Here is a 13,646-nt window from a genome sequence, read left to right on the forward strand (position 1 = left end):
CTGTACCGAAAATTCCACGCGAAAACCAGCAGGGCCCAACTTGCTGGTTGGCAATGCACTGCGAATGAAACCGATCCCTTGTTTCTGCCGAACCATCTGGTAAGGAAAAGGGTGTGGTCTCTTTCGCTGGCGCAACGCGCAGCGTAAAGGTGAATCCGTTGAGGTTAATAAAGTCTCAACGAAGCGCGAAAGGCAGTTGATATGGCGAAAAAGAAGCCTGTCGTTGTTGTGACCCGGAAGCTTCCGGATGTTGTTGAAACCCGGATGCGTGAACTTTTTGAAACGCGTCTTAATGAAAATGACAGGCCCTTTAGCCAAGCAGAACTGGTGGAAGCTGTCAGAACTGCCGATGTTCTGGTGCCCACCGTTACGGACAGGATCGATTCATCCGTACTTTCCCAGGCCGGTGAAAATCTCAAGCTGATCGCCAACTTCGGGAACGGTGTCGACAATATCGATGTGGTCACCGCCAACAACCGCGGTATCAACGTCACCAACACACCAGGTGTTCTGACCGAAGATACCGCCGACATGACCATGGCGCTGATGCTTTCGGTGCCGCGGCGTCTTGCCACAGGCATCAGAGCGCTTGAGGACGGAAACTGGGCGGGATGGTCTCCGACCTGGATGCTTGGTCACCGGATCTGGGGCAAACGGCTCGGAATTATCGGCATGGGCCGCATCGGGCAGGCTGTCGCGCGCAGAGCCAAGGCCTTCGGCATGTCGATCCACTATCACAACCGTCGCCGGGTGCCTGAAGAGGTCGAAGAGGAACTGGAAGCGACCTACTGGGAGAGCCTGGACCAGATGCTGGCGCGCATGGACGTGGTATCCGTGCATTGTCCACATACTCCGGCAACGTTCCATCTTCTGTCAGCGCGACGCCTTAAGCTCCTGAAAAAGGACGCTTACGTGGTCAACACGGCCCGCGGCGAGGTGATCGATGAGAATGCTCTGATCCGCATGCTGGAATCCGGAGATCTTGCCGGTGCAGGTCTCGACGTGTTCGAGCATGAGCCGGCCGTTAATCCGAAACTCGTCAAACTGGAAAACGTTGTGCTTCTTCCGCATATGGGTTCGGCGACCCTCGAGGGCCGCATCGAGATGGGCGAGAAGGTGATCATCAACATCAAGACTTTCATGGATGGACACCGTCCGCCGGATCGCGTCTTGCCGTCCATGCTGTGACCTCAAGCCACGGAACCTCTCTTGAAAATAACGCAGCCAGGCTCCCCGTTTCAGATACCTGACAAGCTCCAGTGGCTCAGGCAACAAGAAACCGGGAGGTCCTGGCTGGACTCTTTGCCCCACCTTGTGGAAGCAGCGCGAGACCGGTTTGGTCTGGAGACGATAGAGCGACCATTTTCCGGAGGTTATGTTTCCTATGTGCTGCCCGCGAAGCGCCGGGGGCAGGACGTCGTCCTGAAACTTCAGTTCACCGACCGTGAATCCCGTTTTGAAGCTGACGCCTTGCGTCATTGGAAAGGGCAGGGAGCAATCCGGCTTCTGGATCATGAGCCTGATATCGGTGCTTTGCTGCTGGAAAAATGCCAGCCCGGCCACTATCTCGCCGATGATCCAACAGCCGACAAACTCGGGGTTCTTGCAGGACTTCTCCGAAATCTGCTTGTGCCTGCCGATGAACCGTTTCTGTCACTGAAGGAAGAAGCAGGCATCTGGCACGGCACGCTGGTAGCGGACTGGACCAAGGCCGGAAAACCTTGCGAAAAGCGGTTGGTGGACGTCGCAGTGGCAGCACTGAAGGAACTGCCTTTTGACAGTACGGCCCAGGTTCTTCTTCACCAAGACCTCCACGGGCACAACGTCTTGTCCTCCGCACGAGAGCCTTGGCTGGCGATCGATCCGAAGCCGCTCGTTGGTGATCCGGCCTTCGCGCTCAGCCCGATCGTTCGAAGTTTCGAGTTCGGACACAGCAAGCAGGCTGCCCTTTACAGACTGGATCGCCTGTCGGACGAACTCTCTCTTGACCGGGAGCGCGCAAGGCTCTGGACCATAGGACAAACCATGGCCTGGGCGTTTAGCAGCGATTATTCGGAACGGCACTTTGAGACGACGCGCTGGTTGTTGGATCAAAGCGTTATCTGAAAATGCCGACGCCATGCCGAGTGATGAGCAAAGTCCTTCTCGTGCGACCAGGCCAGCATGAGAAAAACTTGCTCACCTTTTGTCAGATCGAGACTTCGCGGACCTGGCAGCTTCAAAGGCAGAACAAAAGTCACAACGGTTCTTGAAGGTTCTTCTTGTCCTCTCACAAGCTCAAGCACTCGTGAATAACCGAGTTTGTCGATCCCCTCATGACCAGTGGACGTTGCAATTCTTTCCTGCGTTTCCACGGTGCCATCCACAATGCGCGTCATGACAAAATACGTGTCTTTCAAGGCAATATTGCTGTTGAAACCAGCTGCCAGCCAACCTTTCGTCGGCGCGGACATTCGCCCATGAAACCTTCTTTGATGGAACCGCCACTCGAAAGTGACTCCATCTGCGCTGAAGTGGCCTGCTTCTGTATCCGATCCCGCAGAAGCGACACCGCCTGTTTGCAGAAAAGGAAACATGATCAATGACCCCGGAATGCCGGCAGACAGCATCCGCCTGGAAATCTTGCCTTTTTGAGACATCAGTTTGCCTCTTTCAAGTTAGTCAAGTAGCTTGACTATATAGATCGAGAGAGAATTTGGTCAAGTTACTTGACGAAAATATTGAGGCAATGATGAACAATTCAGGTGACCAGAATCCGGACCACATAGGCTGGAACCTATGGCAAGCCGCGGCTGCCTGGAAGACCCGCTTCACGCGGGAAATGGTCGCAAAAGGTCATGACTGGTACGGCGAAGCGCGAGGTGCTCTTCTGCAGCACTTGCCAAGCGATGGCATCCGTCAAAATGCCCTGACAAGGCTTTCCGGCATGACCAAGCAGGCGATCCAGCAACACCTGGACGAGCTGGAAAAGGACGGGATTGTCACGCGGGAAAACGATCCGGACGATAAGCGTAAAAAGCGAGTGTTGCTAACAGAAGATGGTTGGCAAGCAGTACGGGACGCCGCAGAGGTGAAATTCCAAATTGAAAACTTCTATGCTGATGCTTTGGGCCGCGATGCCTTGAACAATCTGAGAACCAGCTTGAAGATCATTATTGATCTGGAGTCGCAACGATAGGCAGTGGCGACTGAACTGTCAGTTGCCGTACTTTCCCCATAGTGCATTTTCACCCATGCCTTCGATAAAGGCCTTGTGGGCGTCGTATTCCGCATCGGTCACAGGCCGGGAGAGTGGCGTCGGGCGCTGTTTGGCGTTGAACGTTCCCAATTCTCCCGGTTCAGCGGAAGCGCTGCTGGAAGACGTATCTTCCTCTTCCGGCATCAGGCCGAGCGCCTTCTGCCGGCCGCCGATCAGCTCCAGATAAACTTCCGCCAGGATCTCCGCATCGAGCAGCGCGCCGTGTTTCACACGCTTGGAGTTGTCGATGCCATAGCGCGAACACAGCGCATCGAGCGAGTTCGGTCCGGTCGGGCGCTTGCGGCGGGCAATTTCGAGCGTATCGATCACCTGACTGTTGGGTATTGTTCTGCGGCCTACCTTTTCCAGCTCATGGTTGATGAACCCCATATCGAAAGCGGCGTTGTGAATGACCAAGGTCGCGTCGCCGACAAATTCCAGAAATTCATCGGCAACCTGCTCGAACAGCGGCTTGTCGGACAAGAACTCTTCCGACAGTCCATGAACCCGGAACGCCTCTTCCGGCATGTCCCGCTGCGGGTTGATGTAGACATGGTAGACGTTACCGGTGGGAATGTGGTTGATCAGTTCCACGCCGCCGATTTCCACCAGACGATCGCCGCCGCGCGGATTAAGACCCGTGGTTTCCGTATCGAATGAGATTTCGCGCATTCTTTAGCCTTTTGCCTCTGCCTTCACTGTGCAGTTTGACCTTCCCGAAACAAGCCTGACCATCGGTTTTCCCCGGTCTTCAAGTCAGGTTTTCGCCTGACCTGCTAGAATTGCCAGTATTTCGTCCACACGGCGTTGCGCTGCTGTCATTCCCTGACCTGTGTCGATCAGATGATCGGCCCGGCGCCGTTTTTCCGCATCCGGCATCTGTTTTCCAAGGATAGACAAAAACCGCTCTTCACTCATGCCCGGCCGCTCCAGAACGCGCTGTTTCTGGATCTCCGCATCCGCTGTCACGACAACAGTCACATCAACCCGGCCATCGGCATTGGTTTCGAAGAGGAGAGGAATATCAAGAAGAACGACTTCATGACCGTTCTTCTGCGCATTCTCAAGGAACTTCCGTTCTTCCTCATGTACGAGAGGGTGCACAATCGCTTCCAGGCGCTTCATTGCCTCCGGCTTTCCCAGCACATGCTTCGACAGCAAAGTCCTGTCGACCTTGCCATCCGCCGCCGTACCGGGAAACTCCGCCTCGATCAGCGGTGCGGCTCGTCCTTCATAAAGTGCATGGACCGTCGCGTCAGCATCATGAACCGGCACGCCGCGCTCAGCGAACATTTTAGCTGTCGTCGACTTGCCCATGCCGATGGATCCGGTCAAGCCAACCCGGATCACGCCGACACCCCAAGATCACGCAAGATCAGCGCACGCAGGTCATCATCCACCTCAGGACGAACGCCGAACCAGCGCTCGAAACCCGGAACAGCCTGATGCAGCAACATTCCAAGGCCATCGACGGTGCGGTTACCTCGAGCTGCAGCCTGTTTGAGCAGATCCGTCTCCAGCGGAGCATAGACAATGTCAGTCACAAGAGCTGCTTTAGGAAGGTCTGCAAGGTCGATTTCAAGCGGCGGTTTGCCTGTCATACCGAGGGAGGTGGTGTTCACCAGAAGATCTGCTTCTCCAAGCAGTCTCCCCAACTTTTCCCAGGAATGGGCAAACGTTTTGGAACCAAATTCATCGACAATTTTTTGTGCCTTTTCCCGAGTTCGGTTCACGATATGCACAGCTGTGTAATTTCTGGACAGCAACGCCCAGACGATCGCCCGCGCGGCACCTCCTGCACCGAGAACAAGCGCTGTTCCTGCGTTGGTGTCCCAACCAGGAGCGAGCTGGTCGAGATTGCCCAGGAATCCCAGGCCATCGGTATTGGCTCCGTTCAGTTTCCCGCTTTCATCAATCCAGAGCGTATTTGCCGCGCCCATGGTTCTGGCAGCATCGTCCAGCCGGTCACACGCCGCCGCGGCGGTTTCCTTGTGAGGCACGGTCACGTTCGCTCCCACAAGACCAGAGGCCGCAAAGTCCCGGTAAAATCGGTCTGCATCGTCCGGCGCAACATCCACCCGGCCGTATTCACCTTCAATGCCGTGCTTTTTCAGCCAATAGCCGTGAACCAGGGGGGAACGGGAATGAACAACCGGATGACCGGTAATCGCTGCCTTTCTAAAGGTGTCACTCATGTTTCGATCACCTTGAGGCTTCGCAATTGCTCAAGAAGCGGCAACATCGGCAATCCGAGAATGGTGAAGTAATCACCCTCAATCTTTTCAAACAACTGCACGCCAAGCCCTTCCAGCTGATACGCACCGACGCTTGACAACACCGCGTCGCCGGCAGCAGCCAGGTAGTGACCGATGAAGGGCGGCGACAGATCGCGCATCGTCAATCGGGCTGTTGAAACGTGGCGCCAGATGGCTGCACCGTTTTGGGAAATCACGACAGCCGAGTGCAGTTCGTGGGTCTTTCCGGAAAAAGCGAGCAACTGGCGGCGGGCCGCTTCCATGTTCTCCGGTTTGGTGCGCCGTTCACCTTCGAAGGCCAGGATCTGATCTGCACCGACCACGAGATCACCGGACCTGCGGCCGCTGACATCATTCGCCTTGGCTTCCGCGAGAACGCTTGCAAGGTCTTCAGGCGGAAATTCGGCTTCCAGAAGCGGCGCTTCCACAGCCCGTTCATCGACATCAGCCGGATCGACATCAATCGACAATCCGGCATTTTGCATCAACTCTGCGCGGATCTTGCTGCCGCTCGCCAGAACAAGTGCCATGTCTTCCTCTCACGTGTTGTCCGGTCATTCTGACTCGGAAATGTCTTCATGCTCGACCTTGTAATCCTTGAAAAGGGTCAGGATTTCCGCGGCCGTTTCTTCAACGGAACGACGGGTAACATCAATCAGCGGCCAGCCAAATTCAGAACAAAGCCGCCGGGTCATGTTGATTTCCTGCGAAATTTCCTTCCGGTCGATATATGTATCGTTATAGCCCTCGGAATTCAGCGACAGTACCCTGTTCCGCCGGATCTGCTGAATGCGTTCCACCGAAGCAATCAACCCGACGATCATGGGATTTTTCAAACTCTTGACGTGTTCGGGCAGAGCAATTCCCGGCACGAGCGGAACATTCGCCGCCTTGATCCCCCTGTTGGCCAGATAGATACAGGTCGGGGTCTTCGAAGTTCTGGAAATACCGATCAGGACGATGTCAGCGGATTCCAGGTCGTCCCAGATCTGACCATCGTCGTGCATCATCGTGTAGTTGAGTGCTTCCATGCGGCGGAAATATTCCGCGTCGAGCTCGTGCTGCCCGCCGATGCGATGGGTCTGTGTCACGTTCAGATAGGACTGGAACACAGCAAATACCGGATCGAGAATGTTGACGAACGGCACACCGAGCTCCCGGCACTTGTGTTCAAGGCGCTTGGCGATTTCATCATCGACCAGCGTATAAAGAACAATTCCCGGAGCTTTCTCGATTTCACTGATCACCCGGTCCAGCTGCTTCGGCGACCGTACGAGCGGATAGACGTGCTCGATTTCCTGGACATTGTCATATTGAACCGTCGCCGCACGCGCCACGGTCATCAGTGTTTCACCGGTGGAGTCGGACACCAGATGCAGATGAAAGTAGTGTCTCGACTTGTTCACGTTGTCATCCCCAGACCTGTTGACGAATTGGGAGTCTTGTCCCGGTCACCGTCCTTACCACGAAGTTTATGCACGCTTGGCAGGATTTATTAACAATGCTTAAAGGAGCGGAAACTGACTCCGAAACGGTTGTGGGCAGATGTGGATTCACAAATGAGCTGTGACATATCGACAGATTGTCCACCAATGCCCAATTTCTTAACGAAAGGTAAACGCGGTCACAAGTGACTGTAATAAAAAAACTAATTACGTTATTGACTCCTGGGGAGCGATTCAGCTGAACAAACGCCATGTTTTTTCCCGGCGAGAAAATTGAGCTGACGCATTGTGGATAGAAAATGATCCCGGTAATCCACGCACAAATATAAAAAACAGATTCAAAATATGAATCTTATTAGATTTGAAATGTGGGAAAGGCGACTTCATGAAATCCCAAGACAGAGCCGTGATGCGGGTTCTCTCCGGAGAAAAGTTATGGCCACCTCCCATCTGGATGATGCGCCAGGCAGGTCGCTACCTTCCCGAATACAGGGAAGTGCGCTCCAAAGCCTCCAACTTCCTTGAATTCTGCTATTCTCCGGATCTTGCAACTGAGGTCACACTCCAGCCGATCCGCCGGTATGGTTTTGATGCAAGCATTCTGTTTTCCGACATCTTCGTCGTCCCTGACGCAATCGGGTACCCGGTTCGTTTTGAAGAAGGGCGTGGACCGGTTCTCGAACCGCTTTCTTCCGATCTTCTTGATCGCCTCGAACAGGAACAGGCCGAGGATCATCTAAAACCGGTCATAGAGACGGTTTCGCGTCTTCGCGCGGAGCTTCCCGAGGAAACCACCCTGTTGGGCTTCTGTGGCGCTCCCTGGACCGTTGCGTGTTATTCGGTTGCCGGACATACCACCCAGGATCAGGTTGCTGCTCGTGTAGGGGCGTACAGGGACCCCGATCTGATGCAGCGCTTCATCGACGAACTGGTGACGGCGTCCATTCGCTATCTCATCCGCCAGCTTGATGCGGGTGCCGATGCGGTTCAGATTTTCGATACCTGGGCGGGAGTTCTCGATGATGCAGGTTTCAAGCGCTGGTCCATCGAACCGACGCGGAGAATTGTCGATGGCGTGAAAGCCGCAAGGCCAGGTGCCAAGATCATCGGTTTCCCGAAAGCTTCTTCTGCAAGAATGATGACCTATATCGATGGTACCGGCGTTGACGCGGTTGGTTTTGACTGGACGGCACCGGATCATGTGGCTCTCGACATCCAGAAGAAAGTTCCGATCCAGGGCAATCTCGATCCAATGCGCCTGGTCGCCGGCGGCAAAGCGCTGGAAGAGGGTGTCGATCACATTCTGAAGACCTTTGACAAGGGACCATTGATCTTCAATCTCGGCCACGGCGTCACGCCTGATGCGGATCCGGAGAATGTTGCGCGCATGGTCGGGCAGGTGAAGAAAGGCTGACGTGATGGATCTGTTTCTCTGGATCAAATCCCTTCACGTCATTTCGATCATCGCCTGGATGGCCGGCATGCTTTATCTGCCGAGGCTGTTTGTCTACCACGCTGACGCGGAAGCGGGATCGGACAAGTCCGAGACCTTCAAGGTCATGGAGCGCCGGTTGTTGAAGGCGATCATGAACCCGGCGATGATCGCTGCGTGGATCTTCGGGCTTTGGGCGGCGTACGAGCTTGATGCGTGGCGTGATGGATGGTTCCATGCAAAGCTTGCGCTCGTGTTGATAATGTCTGGTGTTCACGGCTACCTGAGCGGCTGCGTCAAGAAGTTCGCCAGGGACGCAAACACCAAACCGGCCCGGTTCTACCGGATCATGAACGAGGTTCCGACCCTGCTGATGATCGGTATCGTGATCCTTGTGATCGGCAAGCCATTTTGATTTTCCGGACTTGATTATCGTGGGGCAGCTTCAAATTTGAGGCTGCCCTTTTTTCAACCAAATCGGCATCTAAGCAGGCTCGGAAAATCCGCAGAAATCCGAACTTGCGATTTGTTTCAAAACAACGTATCGTCCGCCAACTTCCGAACGGTGCAGCGTTTGTATTCAGTCGCTAATTCATCACCGTACAATCTGGACACGTCTAAATAGTCTTTCAGATATCTTCTGGCCGACCCATCTCATGCGGCTCAGAACGACCTTCCAAACCAATTACCCATAACAACTCCAAGACCCCAACTCGATGCGGGAAATGAAACTCAAAGACCTAAAAGAAAAAACACCGACCGAGCTGCTTCAATTTGCAGAGGAGCTCGAAGTCGAAAACGCCAGCACCATGCGCAAGCAGGAGCTGATGTTCGCTATCCTGAAAAATCTTGCTGCTCAGGATGTGGAGATTATCGGCGAAGGTGTCGTAGAGGTTCTTCAGGATGGCTTCGGCTTTCTGAGATCACCCGACGCAAACTATCTTCCCGGGCCGGACGACATCTACGTCTCGCCTTCTCAGATACGCCGTTTTTCACTGCGGACAGGGGACACCGTTGAAGGCCAGATCCGGAGCCCGAAGGAGGGGGAACGGTATTTTGCGCTTCTCAAGGTCAATTCGATCAATTTCGAAGATCCGGAAAAAGCCCGGCACAAAGTTCACTTCGACAATCTGACACCGCTTTATCCGGATGAACGGTTCCGGATGGAGATTGAAGATCCGACCATCAAGGACTTGTCCTCGAGGGTTATCGATCTGGTGGCGCCTTTGGGTAAGGGCCAGCGTGCTCTGATCACCGCGCCGCCACGTACCGGTAAAACGGTCTTCCTGCAGAACATTGCCAAATCCATCACGACAAATCACCCGGAGTGCTACCTGATCGTTCTGTTGATCGATGAGCGCCCGGAAGAAGTCACCGACATGCAGCGTACGGTGAACGGTGAAGTTGTTTCATCAACGTTCGATGAACCGGCATCACGTCACGTTCAGGTCGCTGAAATGGTGATCGAAAAGGCCAAGCGTTTGACCGAGCACGGTCGTGACGTGGTCATCCTGCTCGACTCCATCACGCGCCTGGGCCGGGCCTACAACACTGTTGTGCCGTCTTCCGGTAAGGTTCTGACCGGTGGTGTTGACGCAAACGCCCTGCAGCGCCCGAAGCGTTTCTTCGGTGCAGCCCGTAACATCGAAGAGGGTGGTTCTCTGACGATCATCGCGACTGCCCTGATCGATACCGGCAGCCGCATGGACGAAGTCATCTTCGAAGAATTCAAGGGTACCGGTAACTCCGAAATCATCCTTGACCGGAAGATTTCCGACAAGCGCGTCTATCCGTCAATCGACATCCAGCGCTCCGGTACGCGTAAGGAAGAACTCCTTGTTCCACACGAGCGCCTCAAGAAGACATTTGTTCTGCGCCGCATTCTCAACCCGATGGGCACGGTCGATGCGATCGAGTTCCTTCTGGACAAGCTCAAGCAGACCAAGTCGAACGACGAGTTCTTCGACAGCATGAACACCTGATCCAGGAGGATCAGACAACCAGAAGAAGGCGCGGCCGATACGGTTCGCGCCTTTACTTTTTGTTAAGAAATGTTTCACGTGAATCCATCGTCCCGAATCGGAAGCGTTTTAATGACCAGAACCGTATTTCTCGAAACCGACCGTTTGTACCTGCGTGCCTGGCAGGAAGACGATATTGAGCCCTTTGCAGAACTGTGCGCCGATCCGGTGGTGATGCAGTACTTCCCGGAGCCGATGAGCCGCGAGAATTCCGAGCAGTTGGTTCGGCGCTGTATTGCAAAGCAGGAGCAGGATGGTTTCTGTATGGCACCCATCGAAGTCAAAGCGACCGGTGAATTCCTGGGACTGGTCGGATTGAACAGACCTACCTATGCAGCCCCATTGCCTTTTGATCCGTGTGTTGAGATCGGCTGGCGGATGAAGCAAACGGCATGGGGTAAAGGCTATGCAACCGAGGCTGCCAGAGAGTGGCTTCGATTCGGTTTTGAAACCATTGGCCTTGATGAGATTGTCGCCTTTACAATTCCGACAAATCTTCCATCCCGAAAGGTCATGGAACGCATTGGGATGACCCAAGATCTTGAGGGAGATTTTCTTCATCCCTCGCTGGAACCTGATCATCCGATTGCAAAGCATGTGCTTTACCGATTGAGCAGTGCGAGTTGGTCGGCAGGAGAGCAGGCTAATCAGGACGCTCTGGCTGACAGCTGATTTACGATTCACGTGAAACAGGATTGCCTGATGAGGGGACGGGGCTCTCTGGTTTGTTTCACGTGAATCCGAAATTGAATCGGAGCCGTTTCATGTCTCAAACCTTTGCGATTGAAACCGAGCGACTGTTGTTGAGAACTTGGAGGGAGGGGGACACCGAACCTTTCTTCAAGATCTGTTCGGATCCGGAAGTGATGAGACACTTTCCCGAACCACTCACGCTTCATAAGACAGAAAAACTGATAGGCATGGGACGTGCCTGCCTGGAGACGTATGGCGTTTTCTATAGTCCGGTTGAAGTGAAAGCCACGGGGGAGCTCATCGGTTTTGTCGGTCTGGTTGTGCATGAGGACAGCAACGCTCTGCCGATAGCTCCCTGCATCGATATTGGCTGGCGATTGAAACGATCGGCTTGGGGAAAGGGCTATGCCAGTGAAGCAGCAGCTGCGTGGCTTCGATTCGGTTTTGAAACCAAAGGGTACGAGGAGATCGTTTCCTTCACGCCCGCCATCAACGAACCATCTCAGAAGGTCATGTTGCGCCTGGGAATGATCAGAGATCCGAAAGAGGATTTCAATCATCCCTATTTCTCGAAAGACCACAGACTTGCCCTCCATCGGCTCTACAGAATGTCCAGAGATACCTGGGTGGGCCGCTCGAGGGATGGAGCAGGAACCGAACGCTGTGGCGAACCGCTCTTACAGTTGGGCAATCCGACGGAAATATTTTCTGAAGCGGAGTCTTGAGACAGAACCAAGTCACGTTGGAATGGCCGTTAGAGCTGACTTCAAAGCGAAAATGATTCACGTGAAACACACTCGAACGTTTCACGTGAATCCTTCCCGTCGAAAGCCGACTATCGATTCGTCTGCGGAATGTCCTGGCCTTGGAGATGTGACTCGAAGCCATGATAATCTGCATCCAATTGCAAGTGATCTTTCGCATTCAGGATGTTGTTGCTAAAGAGGCGATGGATCCTTCTAACCAACAATGAGCGTTGCACAATCTGCGGTGCCCCATCGGAAGACTAACCATGGCTGAAACAATCTACGCTCTCTCTAGCGGTGCAGTGCCTTCGGGCGTTGCGGTGATCCGTGTATCGGGAGAAAAGACCGCAAAGATTGTTAAAGCGCTGTGCGGCCGGGTACCGCCAGTTCGCTCTACTATTTTGTCCAAGCTTGTCGATCCACAGACTGGCGAAATTTTGGACGAGGCATTGGTCATCTACTTTCAGGGGCCTCGGAGTTTCACCGGAGAGGATGTTGTTGAATTCCACTGCCATGGGGGTAGGGCAGTTGTCAGCCGGATGCTCGCAGTTCTGGGAACCTTCGACAACTGCCGTCCAGCGGAACCTGGTGAGTTCACCCGGCGGGCCTTCGATCGGGGGCGGATGGACCTGACCGAAGTGGAAGGGCTTGCGGATCTGATTGCCGCGGAAACAGAGAGCCAGCGCAAGCAGGCCATTCGCCAGATGGGTGGCGCGCTTGGCAAGCTCTATGAGGACTGGCGCAAGCGGCTTATCCATATGAGGGCAATGATCGAGGCGGATTTCGATTTCGCTGACGAGGAGGACGTACCGGGAAGCGTAGCCGATGAAGTCTGGCAGGAAACAGCCGTACTCCATTCCGAAATATCCGATCACCTGGAACGGTCAAGGAGTGGAGAGCGGCTGCGGTCGGGACTGCAGGTGGTGTTGATGGGGGCACCCAATGCCGGCAAGTCCAGCCTCCTGAACGCAATCGCCGGACGGGATGTTGCCATTGTGACTGAAGAGGCGGGAACCACTCGAGACGTCATTGAAGTTCATCTTGATCTTGGCGGCTACCCCGTGACCCTGGTCGACACTGCCGGATTGCGTCGTACAGACGGGGTTGTCGAAAAGGAAGGCATCCGCCGTGCGGAAGCAAAGGGTAGAGAAGCAGATCTGATCCTTTGGGCGGTCGAACCGGGGGGAGTGGACCTGGAGGATACTGCTTCAGGCTTGCCAGAAGATCTCAGGCAGGAAGTTCCTGTCTGGAGGATCCACACCAAGGGTGATCTTGAGACTCATCCGAAACAAGACTCTTCCGGAACAATCAAGGAAATTGCTTGTTCCAGCAAGAGTGATGAAGGGATGTCTGCCCTCTTTGGAGCCTTAACCCATTTTGCTGAGGAAACGATCTCTATTGGGGAAGTACCCCTGGCGACGCGAGAAAGGCACAGGCACTATCTGAAGGATTGCCTGGCAGGACTTCGAACAGCTATCGAATCTGAGCATTTGCCCACGGAACTGAGAGCGGAAGACCTGAGGCGTGCTGCTGATGCTCTTGGACGCATTACTGGGCGTATCGACGTCGAGGATCTGCTTGATGTTATCTTCCGGGACTTTTGTATCGGAAAGTGATGTTTCACGTGAATCACCTGAAGGATTCTTTGGATCGATTCATAACCGGAACATGTTTCACGTGAATCATCGTGTCGAATTCTGGTCGGCTCAAATTCAAGAGTAGGGCTCAAGAGAACCGTTGGTCCAATTCCGCTTTGACCTATCGTGCTTCCCGCCGTATAAGTTTCGCGAACATGTGCCGGTTTGACGGCCTGTGA

At 54.2% G+C, this 13,646-nt stretch carries 15 protein-coding genes; 9 read left to right on the top strand and 6 right to left on the bottom strand.

Annotated features, from left to right (window positions below):
• Positions 1-201: 201 nt before the first annotated feature.
• Together ABLO27_RS23530 and ABLO27_RS23535 are read left to right on the top strand one after the other, a co-directional pair.
• Entirely contained in the window at positions 202-1,188 is a 987-nt protein-coding gene (locus ABLO27_RS23530) for a 2-hydroxyacid dehydrogenase (RefSeq protein WP_353036308.1), read from the top strand.
• Between the two features lie 21 nt (positions 1,189-1,209).
• Positions 1,210-2,106, top strand: a complete 897-nt coding sequence (locus ABLO27_RS23535; protein WP_353036310.1) for an aminoglycoside phosphotransferase family protein — start codon at positions 1,210-1,212, stop codon at positions 2,104-2,106.
• Here ABLO27_RS23535 and ABLO27_RS23540 read toward each other — a convergent pair.
• On the bottom strand, positions 2,091-2,453 hold the full coding sequence (locus tag ABLO27_RS23540) for a DOMON domain-containing protein (RefSeq protein WP_353036312.1): 363 nt from the start codon (positions 2,451-2,453) through the stop codon (positions 2,091-2,093). The genes ABLO27_RS23535 and ABLO27_RS23540 overlap by 16 nt on opposite strands.
• Positions 2,454-2,728: 275 nt before the next feature.
• On the opposite strand from ABLO27_RS23540, the gene ABLO27_RS23545 reads away from it, so the two are divergent.
• Positions 2,729-3,178, top strand: a complete 450-nt coding sequence (locus tag ABLO27_RS23545) for a MarR family winged helix-turn-helix transcriptional regulator (protein ID WP_353036314.1) — start codon at positions 2,729-2,731, stop codon at positions 3,176-3,178.
• An 18-nt stretch (positions 3,179-3,196) separates the two neighbouring features.
• On the opposite strand, the gene dnaQ is transcribed toward ABLO27_RS23545, so the two are convergent.
• The 5 genes from dnaQ to ABLO27_RS23570 all read right to left on the bottom strand — a co-directional run bounded on the left by dnaQ (position 3,197) and on the right by ABLO27_RS23570 (position 6,899).
• Positions 3,197-3,910: a DNA polymerase III subunit epsilon gene (gene dnaQ / locus ABLO27_RS23550; RefSeq protein WP_353036315.1), complete on the bottom strand. Its 714-nt coding sequence runs from the start codon at positions 3,908-3,910 to the stop codon at positions 3,197-3,199.
• An 84-nt stretch (positions 3,911-3,994) separates the two neighbouring features.
• A complete protein-coding gene (gene coaE, locus ABLO27_RS23555) occupies positions 3,995-4,588 on the bottom strand; it encodes a dephospho-CoA kinase (RefSeq protein WP_353036317.1) in 594 nt (197 codons plus the stop codon).
• Positions 4,585-5,433 (bottom strand): shikimate dehydrogenase, encoded by an 849-nt coding sequence (locus ABLO27_RS23560; protein WP_353036319.1) that lies wholly within the window; start codon positions 5,431-5,433, stop codon positions 4,585-4,587. Before ABLO27_RS23560 ends, coaE begins: the two co-directional genes overlap by 4 nt.
• A complete protein-coding gene (locus ABLO27_RS23565) occupies positions 5,430-6,023 on the bottom strand; it encodes a Maf-like protein (RefSeq protein WP_353036320.1) in 594 nt (197 codons plus the stop codon). Before ABLO27_RS23565 ends, ABLO27_RS23560 begins: the two co-directional genes overlap by 4 nt.
• Positions 6,024-6,047: 24 nt before the next feature.
• Entirely contained in the window at positions 6,048-6,899 is an 852-nt protein-coding gene (locus ABLO27_RS23570; RefSeq protein ID WP_353036322.1) for a pyruvate, water dikinase regulatory protein, read from the bottom strand.
• Between the two features lie 424 nt (positions 6,900-7,323).
• Between ABLO27_RS23570 and hemE the strand changes: the two genes are divergently transcribed.
• The 6 genes from hemE (at position 7,324) to mnmE (ending at position 13,446) form a co-directional block, all read left to right on the top strand.
• The gene (gene hemE / locus ABLO27_RS23575; protein ID WP_353036324.1) at positions 7,324-8,352 is read left to right on the top strand and encodes a uroporphyrinogen decarboxylase; all 1,029 of its coding nucleotides are present in this window, start codon (positions 7,324-7,326) and stop codon (positions 8,350-8,352) included.
• Between the two features lie 4 nt (positions 8,353-8,356).
• Complete coding sequence (hemJ, locus tag ABLO27_RS23580) at positions 8,357-8,785, top strand: protoporphyrinogen oxidase HemJ (protein ID WP_353036325.1); 429 nt, start codon at positions 8,357-8,359, stop codon at positions 8,783-8,785.
• A 301-nt stretch (positions 8,786-9,086) separates the two neighbouring features.
• Entirely contained in the window at positions 9,087-10,352 is a 1,266-nt protein-coding gene (rho, locus tag ABLO27_RS23585; RefSeq protein ID WP_352949923.1) for a transcription termination factor Rho, read from the top strand.
• A 111-nt stretch (positions 10,353-10,463) separates the two neighbouring features.
• A complete protein-coding gene (locus ABLO27_RS23590) occupies positions 10,464-11,063 on the top strand; it encodes a GNAT family N-acetyltransferase (protein ID WP_353036326.1) in 600 nt (199 codons plus the stop codon).
• Between the two features lie 92 nt (positions 11,064-11,155).
• Positions 11,156-11,809 (top strand): GNAT family N-acetyltransferase, encoded by a 654-nt coding sequence (locus ABLO27_RS23595; protein ID WP_353036327.1) that lies wholly within the window; start codon positions 11,156-11,158, stop codon positions 11,807-11,809.
• A gap of 287 nt (positions 11,810-12,096) precedes the next feature.
• Complete coding sequence (mnmE, locus tag ABLO27_RS23600; RefSeq protein ID WP_353036329.1) at positions 12,097-13,446, top strand: tRNA uridine-5-carboxymethylaminomethyl(34) synthesis GTPase MnmE; 1,350 nt, start codon at positions 12,097-12,099, stop codon at positions 13,444-13,446.
• Positions 13,447-13,646 lie beyond the last annotated feature (200 nt).

Origin of the sequence: Roseibium sp. SCP15 (assembly GCF_040329435.1) — a bacterium.
Classification (GTDB): domain Bacteria; phylum Pseudomonadota; class Alphaproteobacteria; order Rhizobiales; family Stappiaceae; genus Roseibium.

Excerpts from the sequence above, each read along its gene's own strand:
- ABLO27_RS23530 (WP_353036308.1), top strand. The coding sequence starts at position 202 with ATGGCGAAAAAGAAGCCTGTCGTTGTTGTGACCCGGAAGCTTCCGGAT.
- ABLO27_RS23540 (WP_353036312.1), bottom strand. The coding sequence starts at position 2,453 with ATGTCCGCGCCGACGAAAGGTTGGCTGGCAGCTGGTTTCAACAGCAAT.
- ABLO27_RS23545 (WP_353036314.1), top strand. The coding sequence starts at position 2,729 with ATGATGAACAATTCAGGTGACCAGAATCCGGACCACATAGGCTGGAAC.
- dnaQ (WP_353036315.1), bottom strand. The coding sequence starts at position 3,910 with ATGCGCGAAATCTCATTCGATACGGAAACCACGGGTCTTAATCCGCGC.
- ABLO27_RS23560 (WP_353036319.1), bottom strand. The coding sequence starts at position 5,433 with ATGAGTGACACCTTTAGAAAGGCAGCGATTACCGGTCATCCGGTTGTT.
- ABLO27_RS23565 (WP_353036320.1), bottom strand. The coding sequence starts at position 6,023 with ATGGCACTTGTTCTGGCGAGCGGCAGCAAGATCCGCGCAGAGTTGATG.
- hemE (WP_353036324.1), top strand. The coding sequence starts at position 7,324 with ATGAAATCCCAAGACAGAGCCGTGATGCGGGTTCTCTCCGGAGAAAAG.
- hemJ (WP_353036325.1), top strand. The coding sequence starts at position 8,357 with ATGGATCTGTTTCTCTGGATCAAATCCCTTCACGTCATTTCGATCATC.
- rho (WP_352949923.1), top strand. The coding sequence starts at position 9,087 with ATGCGGGAAATGAAACTCAAAGACCTAAAAGAAAAAACACCGACCGAG.
- ABLO27_RS23590 (WP_353036326.1), top strand. The coding sequence starts at position 10,464 with ATGACCAGAACCGTATTTCTCGAAACCGACCGTTTGTACCTGCGTGCC.
- ABLO27_RS23595 (WP_353036327.1), top strand. The coding sequence starts at position 11,156 with ATGTCTCAAACCTTTGCGATTGAAACCGAGCGACTGTTGTTGAGAACT.
- mnmE (WP_353036329.1), top strand. The coding sequence starts at position 12,097 with ATGGCTGAAACAATCTACGCTCTCTCTAGCGGTGCAGTGCCTTCGGGC.